The sequence below is a fragment of the Bacillus sp. EU55 genome (assembly GCF_038005925.1).
Classification (GTDB): Bacteria; Bacillota; Bacilli; order Bacillales; family Bacillaceae; genus Bacillus; species Bacillus velezensis.
Genome location: NZ_JBBOUE010000001.1, coordinates 3,459,362 through 3,475,077 on the forward strand (window position 1 = coordinate 3,459,362; position 15,716 = coordinate 3,475,077).

The following is a 15,716-nucleotide window of genomic DNA, read 5'->3' on the forward strand; positions in this document are numbered from 1 at the left end:
GCTTATTTTCCCCCTTTTTTCTGCTTGTCCAGCTGCTTTCTGAGATTGTCGAGACCCTTTTTATGAATATTGGAAATGTTCTGCCGTGATTCCCCCAGAGACTCGGCAATCTCCTTCATTGTCGCTCCGTGAAGGTATATATTCGTCAGCACGCTTTTTTGTTTATCGGTTAACGTCTGGAGCGCTTCGTATAAATCCCGGTTTTGGACATGCTGGCTCAAATCCCCCTGCTGCCGCAGAAACTCTTCATACGCGTCTTTTCCCATTTCATAGGGAAGCGCTTCACCTCCTTCCGGCTGATCCACCGTAAGCGGATAGCGCTTCTGATTTTTGCGGATGCGCTTGTCAAAGTCGATGGAGAAAATCCGGATCATAGAATTCATATATTTGATGATCCGGATTTCCTTATAAAACTGCTTAAAATGTTCGTCCAGTGATTTTGCATCCTTCTCGTCTGAATGTTCGAGCACATTTTTAAATTTCTCGTAATGCTTAGGGTCACTCAAGAAATGTTTGACGATCGGATGTTTCATGATTTCCTTGCATTTTGACCGTAAAAGAACTTGATAGTCCATAAAACCGCCTCCTATTTAAATTAAATGAAAGAAAGCAAAAAAAAGTAAACTACTCCTTTCCGACTAAGGTTCCACACTCCTTATGTCCCGGTTTTTCCGGAACAAAAAAAAGACCCTCCGCCCGGATATCAGGTTTACAAGAGCAGCACGTTCTTTCACTTATATACATGACTGCAGGTCAAGTCAGGAGGTGGCTGGTGATGGATCAGGTTTTTATAGAAGAAGTTGTCAGACAGATCGGCAATCTCGGCTTTCCGGCTCTGATTGCCATGTACCTTCTCACCCGGTTTGAGAAGAAGTTTGACGCCCTGATCGAATTGATGGCAGAACTGAAAGATCAGAAAATGAAAAATTAATTTTCACACGAAGTTGACTTTTCATCAGGACGCATCACTTAACAAAGCAGAAGGGAAAACGAAAGGCCTTTCACATTCTCTTTCTGAAAACCAAAGCTTGAGAGGAGACGATTTACATGTCAAAAGAAAACAACTGCAATATCCCGCAGCCGATCAGAGGAGACAAAGGAGCGACCGTCACGATACCGCGCAACCTTGAAAGAGACCGCCAAAATCCGGATATGCTGACGCCGCCGGAAACGGATCACGGCACAGTGGATAATATGAAATTCTCTTTCTCAGATGTGCACAACCGGCTGGAAAAGGGCGGATACGCGCGTGAGGTGACCGTTCGCGAGCTGCCGATTTCTGAAAATCTGGCATCTGTCAACATGCGTTTAAAACCGGGCGCCATCCGTGAGCTGCACTGGCATAAAGAAGCGGAATGGGCATATATGCTGACGGGCAAAGCGCGGGTCACGATTGTTGATGAACAGGGACGCAGTTTTATCGATGACGTGAAGGAAGGAGATCTGTGGTACTTCCCGTCAGGCCTGCCGCACTCCATTCAGGCGCTGAAAGAAGGCTGTGAATTCCTCTTGGTTTTTGATGACGGTTCCTTCTCAGAAAACAGCACATTCCAAGTGACTGACTGGCTTGCCCACACACCGCTTGATGTCATCGCCAACAACTTCGGGGTTTCAGAAAAAGACCTCGCCGGCCTGCCCGGGAAAGAAAAATATATCTTTGAAGAGCCGGTTCCCGGGAAGCTGAAAGATGACATTGTGGAAGGCCCGAACGGTGAAGTGCCATATCCGTTCACTTACCGCCTGCTGGATGAAGGCCCGACTGCTGAGACGGATGGCGGCAAAGTATATATCGCGGATTCCACAAACTTCAAAGTGTCCAAAACGATCGCTTCAGCGCTTGTCGTGGTCGAACCGGGCGCAATGAGAGAGCTGCACTGGCATCCGAACACGCATGAATGGCAGTATTATATTTCCGGTAAAGGGCGGATGACGGTTTTTGCATCGGACGGCCATGCAAGAACATTTAACTATCAGGCCGGGGATGTCGGTTACGTTCCGTTCGCAATGGGCCACTATGTGGAGAATTTGGGAGATGAGCCGCTCGTCTTCCTGGAAATCTTCAAGGATGACCACTATGCCGATGTGTCCCTGAACCAATGGCTTGCCATGCTTCCCGAGAAATTCGTCCAGCAGCATCTGGATCTGGGCAAAGACTTTACGGATATTCTTTCAAAAGAGAAACACCCTGTCGTCAAAAAGAAATGCTGAAGAAGATACACACCGACTTGCAGAGTTCCGTCTCTGCAAGTCTCCTCTGTGTGAAAAGGAGCTGAACAGATGATCAATCAAAACGGGACGAAAATGTTATTTCTTCAGGTGCTCCGGTATGCCCTGGCAGCCGCTGCCGTATTATTCGGGTATTTTATCGTGATGATGGCTGTATTTTCATTAGCCGGGACGAGCTACGGATCGATGGCGTACGTCCTGCTTTTTTCCGTGCTTTTTATTCTTCTCGGTTTATGTTTTGAACCGCTTGAGCGGCTGATGATACATAGCTTTACCTTTTTTGGGACGGGCAGGCTGCCTTTTCTCCTTTTAGCCAGCACCGTTCAGCTGCTGTTCCTCTGGATGACCGCGTATACGACGGATAAACTGATTGAAAAGATTTGGCTGTCAACGACGGAGGAGCTGATTGTGGCGGGAGTTTTTTTCGTTTTGGATAAATGCGTCTCCGGACAAAAGCAGCCCCGGGCGCAATAAAAAAAACGCAGGCCGGAATGGCTCTGCGTTTTTTTTCATCATACCGTTGCGTTTTCATGCCGGATTAAATCGTAGGTTAAGCAGACCGGTTTGTTCGTGCGCGGATCTTTTACAATCTGTGCGTCAATCTGAAAAACGTCTTCCAATATGCCGGGAGTCATGACTTCCTCCGCCGTTCCTTCCTTGATGACGCGCCCTTTTTTCAGGGCGATCATGTAATGGGAAAAACGGGCGGCATGGTTCAGATCATGAATGACCATTAAAATGGTGCGGCCCTGCTCCTTGTTTAATTTGTCCAGCAGCTGCAAAATTTCAAGCTGATGGGCGAGATCTAAATAAGTGGTCGGTTCATCAAGAAGCAGCAGCTCCGTTTCTTGAGCGAGCGCCATGGCGATCCACACACGCTGCCGCTGCCCCCCGGAAAGCGCTTCGATCGGCCGGTCGTAAAATTCGGCCATCCCCGTCTCTTCAAGCGCCCATTTGATCATGTCACGGTCTTTATCACTCAAACGGCCCATTCCGGACTGATGCGGAAACCTGCCGTAAGAAACAAGTTCGTACACCGTCAGCCCGCTCGGCGCTTCAGGCGTCTGCGGAAGAATTGCCATTTCCTTGGCGATGTCCTTCGTGGATTTTTGCATGATCGCCTGTCCGTTTAAATAGACGGCGCCGGATTTCGGTTTCATGATTCTTGACATCGTTTTGAGAACCGTCGATTTTCCGCAGCCGTTCGGACCGATCAGCGTTGTAATTTTTCCTTTCGGGATGGCGATATCCAATTCTTTCGCTATCAAACGGTCGCCATAACCGACAGTAAGCTGTTCCGCCGATAATGAGTTCATCGCGGCAGTCTCCTTCCTCTATTTCGTTTTCATCAGTAAATATACAAAATACGGCGCTCCGAGCACGGAAATCACCAGGCCGACGGGAACTTCGGACGGTGCAAGCACATTTCTCGCCAGCGTATCGGCAAGCAGAAATAAAAATGCGCCGATTAAAGCCGAAACCGGGATAAGCGTCTGGTGGCGCGGGCCGGTAAGCCTTCTGGCCAAATGCGGCGCAATGAGTCCGAGAAAAGCGATTCCGCCGGCTGCCGCAACACATGACGCGGTCAGGGCAACGGCGCACATCAGCAGAACGCGCCGCTCCTTTTCAAGCCGGGTGCCAAGCCCCGCCGCCAGCTGATCACCGAGCTGAAGCACATTTAAATACCTGGCTTTATAGAGGCTGAACGGTAAAAGAACCAGCAGCCACGGCAAAATAGACAGCACCATTTTCCAATTGGCGTTCCAAATCGAACCGGAAATCCATACAAGCGCCTGCATGAAATCCCGCGGGTCCATCTTCAGCTGAAAAATCAAGAGAAGCGCATTAAACCCCGCATTGACGCCGATCCCGACCAAAACGAGCCGGACAGGTGAAACGCCTTTTTTCCAAGCCAGAACATAGATGAGCAGCGCAGCCAGAAAAGCCCCCGCCAAAGCGCTCACCGGAAGCAGCCATGTACCGGCCATGCTTAAATCAACAGCTGATCCTTGGAAAAAGAAGATAAACAGAACGACCGCCAAAGACGCCCCGGCGTTAATACCGAGAATGCCCGGCTCCGCCAAGTCATTTTGAGACACGCTTTGAAAAATCGCGCCTGAAACCGCGATTCCGGCGCCGACCAGTAATGACAGCACCATGCGCGGCAGTCTGAATTCAAATAAAACGAGCTGATCCCGGGCATCCCCCTGTCCGAAAAAGACACGCAGCGTATCAAGAGGCGCAATCCGGATCACCCCCATGTTTAAACTGATAAAAAAGACGATGCATATGAGCAAAAACGTAACGGCCATGACCGCCAGCGGTTTTTTCGATTTTACATTCATTACAGCCCTCTCCTTTCCCTGCGCGCCAAATAAAAGAAAAAGGGAACGCCGATAAGGGCGGTTAAAGCGCCGACCGGTGTTTCAAACGGCGCATTGACGAGTCTTGCGGCAATATCACTGAAGACTAACAGAACGGCGCCGAATACCGCCGAACAGGGAATGATCCACCTGTAATCTACCCCGACTAAAAATCGGGTGATATGCGGAATTACCAAGCCGATAAAAGAAATGGCTCCGGCGACTGAGACTGAAGCCCCCGTCAAAAGGACAACGACAACCATTCCGATGACTTTCACAAGCGCCGTGTACTGCCCGAGCCCTTTGGCAAGCTCCTCACCCAAGCTCAGCACCGTCACTGAGCGCGCAATCAGAAATGCGAGCAAAAGTCCGATGACGCCGACTGCCAAAAGCAGCTGGACGCCCTCCCATTTCACGGACGCGACTCCTCCGGCATACCAGAACTTCACATCCTGAGCGACATCAAAACGGATCGCAATCGCGCTTGAAAGCCCCGTTAAGAAATAGCCGACCGCCGTACCGGCCAGCGCGAGCTTCACCGGTGTCAGCCCGCCTTTTGAAAACAGGCCGATGCCAAACACAATGAGCGCCCCGATTCCCGCTCCCATAAAGGACCACAAAACAAGCCCCGCGGCAGAGAGCCCCGGAAAAAAAGCAAATGCCAAAGCGATCGCAAATCCCGACCCCGACGTCACGCCCATAATGGAAGGCTCAGCAAGCGGGTTCCGCGTCAGCCCCTGCATGATCGCCCCGGACACAGCTAAAAAAGCCCCGACGAGCGCGGCGGCGGCAGTTCTCGGCAGCCTCAGATCGCGTATGATTTGATGAGATGTATTTTGCGGCTGAAAGTGAAAGAGAGCATCCCACACCGTCCGCAGATGAATATCGGCAGCTCCTATGGAAACAGACAAGGCCGCGCCGATCAATAAAACCGAAATACCGGCACACAGCAGCACAGCCGCCCGGAATGAACGCGCCGTCCACTGAATTTCGCTCCCTGATGCCCCTTGAGCCGTCATTGTCTGCTTCTTTTTTAATAGACCCAACACTCGTTCTTCCTTTCTCAAAACAAGAATGATAATGATAATGATTATCAATGACTTGTTTCAGTATAGCACTATTATCTTCTCTTTTAATAGACCTAATTTCATATCATAAAAGAAAGCTTTTCTTCAAAAAGAGCGTGCTTCTCTATAAAAGCAGTGATATAATCACACTGATAATGATTCTCTTTATCACTATTTTTTTATGAAAGAAGGAATGTCAGATGTTCCATACATACAAGAAAATCGGCGCTGCGCTGATTGCCGTGCTGCTCATCGCCGCTTTGGCCGCATGCGGAAATTCTTCAGACACGAAAGGCTCTTCTGAAAAAGGAGAAACCGTCACTTATAAAGCCGAAAACGGCAATATTAAAATTCCGAAGCACCCGAAACGTGTCGTCGTCATGGCTGACGGCTACTACGGCGACTTCAAACAGCTCGGCATCAATGTTGTCGGCGCGCCGCAAAACGTATTTAAAAACCCTTATTACAAAGGGAAAACAAACGGTGTGACAAACATCGGCGACGGCACGTCCGTTGAGAAAATCATTGACTTAAAGCCTGATTTAATCGTTGTCTGGACGACACAAGGCGCCGATATTGAAAAACTGGAAAAAATCGCGCCGACCATCGCCATTAAATATGACAAGCTCAGCAACATTGATCAATTCAAAGAGTTTGCGAAAATGACAGGCACTGAAGATAAAGCAGATAAATGGCTGGCTGAATGGGATAAGAAAACCGCTGCCGCTAAAACAAAAGTTCAAAAAGCGGTCGGCTCAAAAACCATCTCCATCATGCAGACAAACGGAAAAGACATCTATGTATTCGGTAAAGACTTCGGCCGCGGCGGAAGCATCATTTATGACAAACTCGGGCTGAAAGCCACAAAACTGACGAAGGAAAAAGCCATTAATCAAGGGCCGGGCTACGCCAGCATTTCACTTGAAAAACTGCCTGACTTCGCGGGCGACTATATCTTTATGGGGCCATGGCAGGCCGGCGGTGACGACAAAGGCGTGCTTGACAGTTCAATCTGGAAGAATCTCGATGCCGTCAAGCAAAATCATGTCTATCACATTGATCCGATCGGCTTCTATTTCTCAGACCCGATCTCACTCGAAGGCCAGCTCGACTACATCACAAAAAGCTTAACAAAGTAACCCGGGAGCCGCTGTCACAGCGGCTTTTTATGACGCCAAAAACTTGACAAAAAAATTTATTTGTGCTATAATTTACATTTTTGAATTAACATGTATAATGAGATTCTCCCGGCCGGAGATTGATGTAAATAACGGAGGATCTTTAATATGAGAGAAAATAAGGCGAGTATGACTTCCCTGCTGTCGGCTTTCGTAAGGGCGTACCACAGTAAATACGACACACCGGTGATATTTGATGATTTCTTGGCACAAGATCTTTTATCTGAAAAAGAGCTGTCGGACATCAGCGATCATTTGATTCAAGGTATATCATTTTTCAGCAAAGACATGGCGCAGAAGCTTCAAGGCAAACCGGATGACATCTTAAAATGGGTGACTCAAGTCCAGCTGTCTCCTACACCGTTAGCCCGTGCGGCGTATTGTGAAGAAGTGCTCCTGAATGAAGTGGAGCTCGGGGTTAAACAATATGTCATCCTCGGCGCAGGGCTGGATACTTTCTGTTTCAGGCATCCCGAGGTGACAAACGGCACAGACATCTTTGAAGTGGATCTCCGCGCTTCACAGGAAGACAAATTAAACAGATTAACACGTCTTGAGCGCAATATCCCGAGCCGTCTTCATTTTACGCCGATGGACTTTACGGCTCCGCTGTCTTTCAGCCGTCTGAATCAGGAAGGTTTTGCCCGCCGAAAAACCTTTTTCAGCCTGCTCGGTGTTTCATATTATCTTACGAAAAAGCATCTCGCCCGCCTGCTTACACAATTATTTGCCGAAGTCCCGCCCGGCAGCTCTGTCGTGTTTGATTATGCGGATGAGTCGCTTTTTGAAGAAAAAGGACTGTCAAACAGAGTGGAGAACATGGTGAAAATGGCTGCGGCAGGCGGGGAACCGATGCTGTCGTGTTTCAGCTATAAAGAAATTGAAAAAATGTTAGACTCATCAGGCCTGCTTATTTATGAACATTTATCTCCAGCGGTTATCAATGACCTTTTTTTCAGCGGGCGCACTGACCATTTAACCGCATTCGAGACCATTCATTATATACACGCCGTCAAAAAGTAATCCGCTGACGCAAAAAAAGACATCCCACAGACGTGAGATGTCTTTTTTTATACGGATTGTCTGTTGTTTGCAAATTTCTTTGAAACGAAAGGATATAACAGCAAACCGACGAAAAACAGTCCGATCCCGAGAATAAAGGTCGTTAAATCGGCCGTTCCGGTAATAATGACGTAAAAAGAATAGATGCAGGCAAGGATAGCAATGAAACCGTCCTTCACTCTTGAACCCTTGATTTCGTCATACGTTTCACCCGTCAGCACGAGCTTCAGGCTGTAAAACGCAGATACGAGATACGGAATCAGATAAGCGAGTGTCGCCGCCGTTGTTAAAAACGTAAACGCGTCACTGATTGTCCGAGAAATAACCGAAAAGATAAAGATCTGTGACATCACATTCGTGACGATTAACGACACAACCGGGCTTCCCTGTTTATTCGTTTTTGCAAAAGCGGCGGGAAAGTCTCCTGATTTCGCGGCTTGATATGGAACTTCAGAGCCGAGAAGAATCCAGCCGAGCATTGTCCCGAACAGACAGAGGATCGCCAAAATCGCCATGATGATGCTTCCCGCATTGCCGACGATCGCGTATAATACGTCAACAAACGGTTTTTCCGAGCCGACAAGCTTACCATGCGGAAGCACGCCCATCGTAATCAATGTCACGATAATATAGATGCAGAGCGCAATCAATAAGCCGGTAATGGTGGCGCGTTTCACGTCGCGCTGCGAACGGGCGCGCCCGGATAAGATGACTGCCGATTCAATTCCGACGAACGCCCATAATGTTGAAATCGCCGCATTGTGGACCTGACCGCCGATTCCCTCAACCGTGTGAGGACCTGTTTGAACCGGAAAATAAAAATGATCGAAAAACGACGTTTGAAACACAAACAAACCTGCAATGATAAAAAAGATAAATCCTAATACTTTTGAAAACGTCGTAACGAAATTTAATTTACTCGCACCGTTCATGCTGGAAACGAGAATCGTGTGAGTGCCCCACAATAAAACCGTACATACGGCAAACGTCAGCAGCTGGCCAAGTGTAACCGCCTGACCGCCGATTGAAAACATTTCACGCTTATCCGTTAAAATCGGGAAAAAAGAAGTTAAATATCCGGCAAGGCTGGTGATGATCGCCACGTTGCTGATCCAGCTCGCAACCCAGTAGCCCCACACCATCGTGAATCCGGCTGCGTTCCCTTTTTTCCGATCGCTGAACAGCGCTCTCGCATAGCTTTGCGGCCCCGCCGTCAGCTCAGGCTTGCGGATGGATAAGTGACCAAAGACAAGCGCGATCATTAACACACCGGCTCCCGTTAAAAGCCATGCCGATGTAGCGCCGAACGGGCTCGCGATTTTTGCGAGCGTGCTCGGAAGGGAAAAGATGCCCGAGCCTACCATATTTCCTACGACAAATGCCGTTAATAACCAAAAACCCCATTTTTTCGTCTGTTCCATTCCTGTACCTCCTGGTTGTTCATTCGTACGGACCAGACCCCGAGACCATATTTACACACAAAAAAAGCCTGAACAAAAGTCCATGCTTAAAGAAACACACACCCTTGATCTCCGGATAGCCCTCCGCGAAAAAGCACGCGGCAGTCCTGCACTTATTCAGATACAGTCCCAGCATAAAGAAGGATCGGCTTTCTTTACACTTCGGCGCTGATGCCTTTAACACATGTTTTGCGGCCCCTTATCAGCCTGGCATGTGCGACTCATCATCAAGCGCAACCTCTACCTCACCGAGAAAGAGTGAGGATTTTTATCATTCAATTCTACTCAGAGGTTATCAGAGATAAAAAGATCTGTCAAAGGGAAAAATTAGACGGAAAACGGATAGAGCATTCGCCCTACCCGTTTTATATGGTCAGCGGTTGTTTTTTTTCTTTTGAACAGCTTCTTGAAGCGGATCGTCTTTCAAAGCTGCACTGGCGTCATCAAGCGCGCCTTGAATGACGTTTTTGTTTTTATCGCTGTTTTTGCCTTTTTCTTTGTTAAAGAAAGCCATCTGTATCACCTCTTTATCAAATATAGGTACACCTATAATGTGTCTTTTTCCGCGGCAGAATATGCGGTATCCGATCCTCCTTCCTTTTGGCGGAACAGGTAAAGTTTGTTGATCAAACATGCATTCTCTTGATATATTTGTAATTCAGGGGATCTGGCAAAAATAAAAAGGAGAAGCGAAAAATGACAGGAAAAACACACATCATGGGAGGCATCGCTTCTTGTTCCGCAATTGCGTATTATTACGGGTATGATCCGGTCCTTATGACCTCTGCGGGTGCCCTCGGGGCGCTGATTCCCGACATATGCCATACGAAAAGCAAAATCGGCAGGACGCTGCCCGTTCTGTCCAAAATCGTAAGCACGGTGTTCGGCCACAGAACGTTTACACACAGTCTGCTGTTTATGCTTATTATGTTTTTCATTACGGCAACCTATATTCCGAATCCGAGCATTTCCGCCGGACTGATGATCGGAATGGCGAGTCATCTTGTGCTTGACGCATGGACCGTCAACGGCATTAAACTGCTGTTTCCGTCCGCCATCCGCTTCCGTCTTCCCCTTTATATGAGAACGGGGAGCTTTTCGGAGCAGCTTGTGCTGGCCGGCTTAACAATTGTATCCTGCTATTATTTATACGAACTGGTTCACGGCCGCATCTCATAAACAAAAAGCATCTTTCGCTTTTAGGGTGAGGAGTCATACATATGAAGAAAACCTTTTTCAGCAATCATCGGTTTTTATGCCTGTCCATCCTGTTCATGTGGATGAAAACCTATGCCGTTTATAAGCTCGGTTTTGATCTGCAGAACAATTCGGTTCTTGAGGAATGTCTGCTTCTCATTAATCCGCTGAGCTTCATTGTGCCGCTGTTCGGCATCGCCCTGCTGCTGACGGAAAAAAAACAGCGGATCTTTCTGCTTTCGGCGAATGTGATGCTGACGGGGATTTTAATCGCAAATACGGTGTTTTACGGGTTTTATATTGATTTTATCACCATACCGGTTTTGTTCCAGGCGAGCAATATGGGCGATATGGGGAGCAGCGTCCAAGAGCTGTTTCACCCGCTTTATATCGCTTTATTTTTGGATATTGCGGTTTTGTTTTACCTTGGTAAAAGACATAAAGCCGGTAAAGGAAAAGCCAGCACCCGTACCGTTAAAGCGTATGCGTGGGCATCAGCCGGCCTCATGCTGTGCAACCTTGCGCTGTCTGAGGCCGAGCAGCCGAAGCTGTTCAAGCACCCTTTTGATCGTGAAGCGCTCGTAAAAGGAATCGGCCTGTTCCACTTTCATTTGTATGACACCATTTCGCAGACGCTGTCTTCGTCGGCAAAAGCGTTTGCCGACGAAGACAGCCTTGCCGCGGTCGCGAATTACACTCAAGCCGACTACAGCAGGCCGTCCGAATCAAAGTTCGGGCTCGCAAAAGGGCGCAATGTGATTTTTGTTACGCTCGAATCAACACAGCGTTTTGTAATGGATGAGCGGGTCAACGGGCGGGAGATTACCCCGTTTTTAAATAAACTGCGGAAAAAAAGTTATGACTTCACTCATTTTTATCAGCAGACTGAACAGGGAAAAACCTCAGATTCAGAATTCATTACTGCAAATTCGCTGTATCCGTCTTCAAGCGGCGCCGTTTTTTTTACAAAAAGCGGCCACCGGTTCAATACGATGTACCATATGTTAAAAGACCGTCAATACTATTCAGCCGTTCTGCATGCCAATCATAAGGCCTTTTGGAACCGGGATGAGATGTACGGGACATTCGGAATCGACCGTTTTTTCGACGCGGATGAATTTAAGGTGACACAGGAAAATTCAACAGGCTGGGGCCTGAAGGATAAGGAATTTCTCGAACAGTCAGCGGAAAAATTAAAGAAGCTTCCGCAGCCGTTTTACGCGAGCCTGCTGACTTTGACCAACCATTTTCCTTTTGAAATTGATAAACAGGATCAGCTCATTGAAGAATCGGACACAAGCAGCGATTTATTAAACCGCTATGTGACGACGGTCCGCTATGAAGATGAGGCCCTGAAACACTTTTTCAAGAAGCTGAAAAAAGAAGGACTGTATGACAACGCGATGATCGTCCTGATGGGAGATCATTACGGTATATCCGAAGCCCATAATCAAGGACTTGCCGAATTCTTAGGGAAAGAGGAAATCACTCCGTTTGATACGGTTCAGCTTCAGCGCGTGCCGTTTATCATTCATATTCCCGGGGTGACCGACCGTGCGCCGGAAACGATTGCTTCCGCCGCGGGACAGGTTGATGTAAGACCGACGCTGCTTCACCTGCTCGGCATTGAAACGAAAGGCAGCATTCAGTTCGGCAATGATCTGTTTTCCGGAGAGCGGACCCCGTTTGCGGTGCTGAGAAACGGCAGCTTTATCACGGATGATCATATTTATACGAAAAATACGTGTTACAGCCGTAAAACGGGTGAACCGCTTTCTGACATGAGCGCGTGCAGCGATGAGAAAGAAAAAGCGGAACAAGAGCTGATGCTTTCCGATAAAATATTAAACGGCGACCTGCTGCGGTTTTACAAGCAATAAAAAAATCCCTCCGTTATATGGAGGGATTTTTCATGTTTCATATATGAGCCGTCCGGTCATTTTCGTATCATATCCGGATAATTGAGAAAGCTGAGACTTGAATTCCTCAGAATTGAGGATGTCCTGCACGCTTTGAACAAGCTCCCGGTTTTGTTTTAAGACGACCACATCGTACTGTTCACTGATCACCGGGATAAAGTCCGTGCCTGCCATATGCGCCGCATGCTGCGACCCGACTCCGATATCCGCCTTTCCGCTTGATACTTGTGAAGCCGCTGACAGATGATCCGTGACAATGTCATGGTAGCCGGCGACATCAGACGGCGTAATACCGAAAGATCTGAGCTGTTCATCCAGCAGCACCCTCGCGCCTGATCCTTTTTCGCGATTGACGATACGGACATCCTTTCGGCTCAAGTCCTGAAAGCCCTGAATGTTCAGCGGATTGCCCTTTTTCACATATAATCCGGCCTGCCGCAGCACGACATGAAAAAGCGCAAACGGCTCCCCTGAAAGAATGCGCTTCACGTACGGGATGTTATACTGCCCCGTCTCCCCATCGTATAAATGCAGACTGACGATGTTACAAGCCCCGCGGTACATCTCGATCAGGCTGTTCAAACTGCCGCTGTACTTGCGGAGCGGGGCCGCCTGTATTGTTTGTTCCAGCTGTTTGCTGAGGAGGTCCATCGACACATCCTGCCCGCTGATGATAACGGACTGCCTTTTTTCCGGCTCCCGCCCGCGGGACGGGTCAGCAGCTTCTGATACGGATGGCTTTTTTGACATTCTCATGTTTGTTTTATATTGTTTTAAGTCCTCTTCATCGACCCTCATCTGTCTTCCGACCCTGTACGCCGGAATGAGTCCTTTTTTTATCAAATCATATACTGTCAGTTTTGAGACCTTCAAAAGGCCCGCAACTTCTTCTATTGTATAGGAAGTGGCTTCTGTCATATTATCACGCTCCATTTTTATTATAACTGTTCAGATATTGAAAAAAAACCGCACCATTACGTACAATTGCGTTATAATTAGTTTGATCTAATGATATTTAGCTATAAGGGGTGCACAATGTTGAAAAAGAAAGCGACACTACTCACAACTGCGGCTATGGCCGTTTTCCTCGCAACTGCGGGCTGCTCATCCGGACAATCGTCCAAAGGCGGGCAAAACGAAAAAGTCACGCTGACCGTTTCTGCGGCAGCCAGCGCTCAGGATGCACTTGAAGAAATCCAGACCAACTACGAAAAATCACATTCAAACGTAACCATTCAAGACAACTTCGGATCATCAGGCACATTGCAGAAACAAATTTCACAAGGTGCGGGAGCTGATTTATTCTTCTCGGCAGCCGAAGATAAATTCGAAAAGCTCGTTCATGACGGAGATATCGATAAAAAGGACAGCACGGATCTTTTGAAAAATGATCTCGTCATGATCGTGCCTGAGAAAAACAGCGCACACCTGACACATCTGAATGACCTGAAAAAAGACAGCGCGGAAAAAATCGCGCTCGGCACGCCTGAATCCGTTCCGGCCGGACAATACGCCAAACAGTCATTGACGGCATTATCCCTGTGGGACAAGGTAAAAGATAAAGTCGTCTATGCAAAAGACGTTCGCCAGGTGCTTTCTTATGTTGAAACCGGAAATGTCGATGCCGGGCTTGTCTATAAAACAGACGCGCTGATTTCGAAAAAGGTGAAAATCACCGATGAAGCGCCGGCGAAAACGCACGATCCGATCGTGTATCCGCTCGGCATCGTCAAGGATACAAAGCACCGTAAAGAAGCAGAAGCGTTTTATCAGTATCTGCAGTCTGATGAAGCGATGAAAGTGTTTAAGAAATATGGATTTACTGCCAAGTAACATTACGGCTTCGGAATTTTTCACTCCCGTCGTACTGTCGTTTGAGGTGGCTTTGGCATCGGGCATCGCCGTCATCATTCTCGGGACGCTTGCCGGCGCCTGGATGGCGAAAGCGCGATTTCCCGGAAAAACGGCTGTGGAGACCCTGTTTATGCTCCCGCTCGTTCTTCCGCCTACCGTTGTCGGCTTCATTCTCATTATCATTTTCGGAAAACACAGCTTTATCGGCCGGGCGATTGAGCGGATTTTTCACCAGCCCGTCATTTTCACGTGGTCGGCCGCGGTGATCGCTTCGGCCATTGTCGCCTTCCCGCTTATGTATCAGTCCGCTAAAACGGGCTTCGCCGCGGTTGATGCCGACATCGAGGGAGCGGCGAAAGTAGACGGAGCCGGCAGATGGCAGGTGTTCACCCGTATTTCCGTCCCGCTTGCCTTTCCCTCCCTCTTGACCGGAAGCATTCTCAGTATTGCAAGGGCGCTAGGTGAATTCGGGGCGACTTTAATGTTTGCGGGAAATATTCCCGGCGTCACCCAAACGCTGCCGACAGCGATTTACGTCGCGATGGATTCCGGCAATGAAACACTCGCCTGGGTGTGGGTGATCTGTATTGTGATCATTTCTTTCCTGATGCTGTTTTTCATCCAATTGAAAAAACCCGCTTGACCGATCCGCCTTCCGCGCACCTTTCGCCGGGAGGCTTTTTGATTTAAAATCGGATGGTATATAATGAAACAAAAAACACACAAAGGGTGCGGCCATGAAGATTAATGTCATTATCGCGGATGATAATTCTTTCATCAGAGAAGGAATGAAAATCATTTTGCATACATATGAGGAATTTACTGTATCGGCAACGTTGGAAAATGGCCTGGAGGCGGCAGAGTATTGTAAACACAATCCCGTCGATATCGCCTTGTTGGACGTCCGCATGCCGGTGATGAACGGCGTCGAAGCCGCAAAACGGATCGCGGAGGAAACGGATACGAAGCCGATGATCCTGACGACATTTGACGACGATGAGTATATTTTAGAAGCGATTAAAAACGGCGCGAAAGGATATTTATTAAAAAATACCGAACCGGAACGGATACGCGATGCGATCAAAAGCGTCTTCAACGGGCACAGCATTCTTCAGGACACCGTGCTGGATAAAATAAAAGACAGCCTTTTCCGGCCGGCCGAAGCCGCGCATCAGATTGATGAAAGCCAGTTTACTGAAAGAGAGCTCAGCATCATGTCGCTTATTGCGAAAGGACTGTCGAACAGGGAAATTTCAAAACAGCTTTTCATTTCTGAAGGAACGACGGCCAATTATATTTCATCTATTTTAGGGAAAACAGGGCTTGAGCACAGAACGCAGATCGCGATTTATTATATCACCGGGAAGGTGGATAACGGACGTTGAACGGT

The 15,716-nt window shown here is 48.1% G+C and carries 17 protein-coding genes and 1 riboswitch; of the genes, 10 read left to right on the forward strand and 7 right to left on the reverse strand.

Features of this window, described 5'->3' with window-relative positions; genetic code table 11:
• Positions 1–2 precede the first annotated feature (2 nt).
• Positions 3–533 (reverse strand): sigma-70 family RNA polymerase sigma factor, encoded by a 531-nt coding sequence (locus tag NYE50_RS17670; RefSeq protein ID WP_095241447.1) that lies wholly within the window; start codon positions 531–533, stop codon positions 3–5.
• 242 nt (positions 534–775) lie between these two features.
• Here NYE50_RS17670 and NYE50_RS17675 point away from each other — a divergent pair, with 242 nt between their 5' ends.
• From NYE50_RS17675 to NYE50_RS17685, 3 genes are all read left to right on the forward strand, one after another.
• Positions 776–931, forward strand: coding sequence for a YvrJ family protein (locus NYE50_RS17675; protein WP_016937956.1), 156 nt, complete (start codon positions 776–778; stop codon positions 929–931).
• A gap of 116 nt (positions 932–1,047) precedes the next feature.
• Positions 1,048–2,208 (forward strand): oxalate decarboxylase family bicupin, encoded by a 1,161-nt coding sequence (locus NYE50_RS17680; protein WP_007410043.1) that lies wholly within the window; start codon positions 1,048–1,050, stop codon positions 2,206–2,208.
• A 69-nt stretch (positions 2,209–2,277) separates the two neighbouring features.
• Positions 2,278–2,700 carry a regulatory YrvL family protein gene (locus tag NYE50_RS17685; protein WP_014418861.1) on the forward strand — a complete coding sequence of 141 codons (423 nt, stop codon included), beginning with the start codon at positions 2,278–2,280 and terminating at the stop codon, positions 2,698–2,700.
• 38 nt (positions 2,701–2,738) lie between these two features.
• Here NYE50_RS17685 and NYE50_RS17690 read toward each other — a convergent pair whose 3' ends face one another.
• Genes NYE50_RS17690 through NYE50_RS17700 form a run of 3 tightly spaced genes read right to left on the reverse strand, consistent with a single transcriptional unit; the run spans position 2,739 to position 5,608 of the window.
• The gene (locus tag NYE50_RS17690) at positions 2,739–3,542 is read right to left on the reverse strand and encodes an ABC transporter ATP-binding protein (protein WP_007613715.1); all 804 of its coding nucleotides are present in this window, start codon (positions 3,540–3,542) and stop codon (positions 2,739–2,741) included.
• 18 nt (positions 3,543–3,560) lie between these two features.
• Entirely contained in the window at positions 3,561–4,571 is a 1,011-nt protein-coding gene (locus tag NYE50_RS17695; protein WP_159354572.1) for a FecCD family ABC transporter permease, read from the reverse strand.
• The gene (locus tag NYE50_RS17700) at positions 4,571–5,608 is read right to left on the reverse strand and encodes a FecCD family ABC transporter permease (protein WP_201448516.1); all 1,038 of its coding nucleotides are present in this window, start codon (positions 5,606–5,608) and stop codon (positions 4,571–4,573) included. Before NYE50_RS17700 ends, NYE50_RS17695 begins: the two co-directional genes overlap by 1 nt.
• A gap of 248 nt (positions 5,609–5,856) precedes the next feature.
• On the opposite strand from NYE50_RS17700, the gene NYE50_RS17705 reads away from it, so the two are divergent.
• Complete coding sequence (locus tag NYE50_RS17705; protein WP_095241353.1) at positions 5,857–6,795, forward strand: iron-hydroxamate ABC transporter substrate-binding protein; 939 nt, start codon at positions 5,857–5,859, stop codon at positions 6,793–6,795.
• Positions 6,796–6,942: 147 nt separating this feature from the next.
• On the forward strand, positions 6,943–7,857 hold the full coding sequence (locus NYE50_RS17710; RefSeq protein WP_159354574.1) for a class I SAM-dependent methyltransferase: 915 nt from the start codon (positions 6,943–6,945) through the stop codon (positions 7,855–7,857).
• 47 nt (positions 7,858–7,904) lie between these two features.
• On the opposite strand, the gene NYE50_RS17715 is transcribed toward NYE50_RS17710, so the two are convergent.
• The gene (locus tag NYE50_RS17715) at positions 7,905–9,317 is read right to left on the reverse strand and encodes an amino acid permease (RefSeq protein ID WP_159354575.1); all 1,413 of its coding nucleotides are present in this window, start codon (positions 9,315–9,317) and stop codon (positions 7,905–7,907) included.
• Between the two features lie 108 nt (positions 9,318–9,425).
• A riboswitch (Lysine riboswitch) is annotated at positions 9,426–9,607 on the reverse strand.
• Between the two features lie 122 nt (positions 9,608–9,729).
• Positions 9,730–9,870 (reverse strand): small acid-soluble spore protein SspJ, encoded by a 141-nt coding sequence (gene sspJ, locus NYE50_RS17720; RefSeq protein WP_003151760.1) that lies wholly within the window; start codon positions 9,868–9,870, stop codon positions 9,730–9,732.
• 182 nt (positions 9,871–10,052) lie between these two features.
• Here sspJ and NYE50_RS17725 point away from each other — a divergent pair, with 182 nt between their 5' ends.
• Both NYE50_RS17725 and NYE50_RS17730 read left to right on the forward strand, forming a co-directional pair.
• Positions 10,053–10,535 carry a metal-dependent hydrolase gene (locus NYE50_RS17725; RefSeq protein WP_003151759.1) on the forward strand — a complete coding sequence of 161 codons (483 nt, stop codon included), beginning with the start codon at positions 10,053–10,055 and terminating at the stop codon, positions 10,533–10,535.
• Between the two features lie 41 nt (positions 10,536–10,576).
• Positions 10,577–12,433, forward strand: coding sequence for an LTA synthase family protein (locus tag NYE50_RS17730; protein ID WP_159354576.1), 1,857 nt, complete (start codon positions 10,577–10,579; stop codon positions 12,431–12,433).
• A gap of 30 nt (positions 12,434–12,463) precedes the next feature.
• Here NYE50_RS17730 and NYE50_RS17735 read toward each other — a convergent pair whose 3' ends face one another.
• Complete coding sequence (locus NYE50_RS17735; RefSeq protein WP_017418932.1) at positions 12,464–13,390, reverse strand: substrate-binding domain-containing protein; 927 nt, start codon at positions 13,388–13,390, stop codon at positions 12,464–12,466.
• A 117-nt stretch (positions 13,391–13,507) separates the two neighbouring features.
• Between NYE50_RS17735 and modA the strand changes: the two genes are divergently transcribed.
• The 3 genes from modA (at position 13,508) to NYE50_RS17750 (ending at position 15,711) form a co-directional block, all read left to right on the forward strand.
• Positions 13,508–14,305, forward strand: a complete 798-nt coding sequence (gene modA, locus NYE50_RS17740; protein WP_040238895.1) for a molybdate ABC transporter substrate-binding protein — start codon at positions 13,508–13,510, stop codon at positions 14,303–14,305.
• Entirely contained in the window at positions 14,286–14,969 is a 684-nt protein-coding gene (gene modB / locus NYE50_RS17745) for a molybdate ABC transporter permease subunit (RefSeq protein WP_014305804.1), read from the forward strand. Before modA ends, modB begins: the two co-directional genes overlap by 20 nt.
• Positions 14,970–15,063: 94 nt before the next feature.
• Positions 15,064–15,711, forward strand: a complete 648-nt coding sequence (locus tag NYE50_RS17750) for a response regulator transcription factor (protein ID WP_007410028.1) — start codon at positions 15,064–15,066, stop codon at positions 15,709–15,711.
• Positions 15,712–15,716: the final 5 nt, after the last annotated feature.

Excerpts from the sequence above, each read along its gene's own strand:
- NYE50_RS17670 (WP_095241447.1), bottom strand. The coding sequence starts at position 533 with ATGAAACATCCGATCGTCAAACATTTCTTGAGTGACCCTAAGCATTAC.
- NYE50_RS17675 (WP_016937956.1), top strand. The coding sequence starts at position 776 with ATGGATCAGGTTTTTATAGAAGAAGTTGTCAGACAGATCGGCAATCTC.
- NYE50_RS17680 (WP_007410043.1), top strand. The coding sequence starts at position 1,048 with ATGTCAAAAGAAAACAACTGCAATATCCCGCAGCCGATCAGAGGAGAC.
- NYE50_RS17685 (WP_014418861.1), top strand. The coding sequence starts at position 2,278 with ATGATCAATCAAAACGGGACGAAAATGTTATTTCTTCAGGTGCTCCGG.
- NYE50_RS17690 (WP_007613715.1), bottom strand. The coding sequence starts at position 3,542 with ATGAACTCATTATCGGCGGAACAGCTTACTGTCGGTTATGGCGACCGT.
- NYE50_RS17695 (WP_159354572.1), bottom strand. The coding sequence starts at position 4,571 with ATGAATGTAAAATCGAAAAAACCGCTGGCGGTCATGGCCGTTACGTTT.
- NYE50_RS17700 (WP_201448516.1), bottom strand. The coding sequence starts at position 5,608 with ATGACGGCTCAAGGGGCATCAGGGAGCGAAATTCAGTGGACGGCGCGT.
- NYE50_RS17705 (WP_095241353.1), top strand. The coding sequence starts at position 5,857 with ATGTTCCATACATACAAGAAAATCGGCGCTGCGCTGATTGCCGTGCTG.
- NYE50_RS17710 (WP_159354574.1), top strand. The coding sequence starts at position 6,943 with ATGAGAGAAAATAAGGCGAGTATGACTTCCCTGCTGTCGGCTTTCGTA.
- NYE50_RS17715 (WP_159354575.1), bottom strand. The coding sequence starts at position 9,317 with ATGGAACAGACGAAAAAATGGGGTTTTTGGTTATTAACGGCATTTGTC.
- sspJ (WP_003151760.1), bottom strand. The coding sequence starts at position 9,870 with ATGGCTTTCTTTAACAAAGAAAAAGGCAAAAACAGCGATAAAAACAAA.
- NYE50_RS17725 (WP_003151759.1), top strand. The coding sequence starts at position 10,053 with ATGACAGGAAAAACACACATCATGGGAGGCATCGCTTCTTGTTCCGCA.
- NYE50_RS17730 (WP_159354576.1), top strand. The coding sequence starts at position 10,577 with ATGAAGAAAACCTTTTTCAGCAATCATCGGTTTTTATGCCTGTCCATC.
- NYE50_RS17735 (WP_017418932.1), bottom strand. The coding sequence starts at position 13,390 with ATGACAGAAGCCACTTCCTATACAATAGAAGAAGTTGCGGGCCTTTTG.
- modA (WP_040238895.1), top strand. The coding sequence starts at position 13,508 with ATGTTGAAAAAGAAAGCGACACTACTCACAACTGCGGCTATGGCCGTT.
- modB (WP_014305804.1), top strand. The coding sequence starts at position 14,286 with ATGGATTTACTGCCAAGTAACATTACGGCTTCGGAATTTTTCACTCCC.
- NYE50_RS17750 (WP_007410028.1), top strand. The coding sequence starts at position 15,064 with ATGAAGATTAATGTCATTATCGCGGATGATAATTCTTTCATCAGAGAA.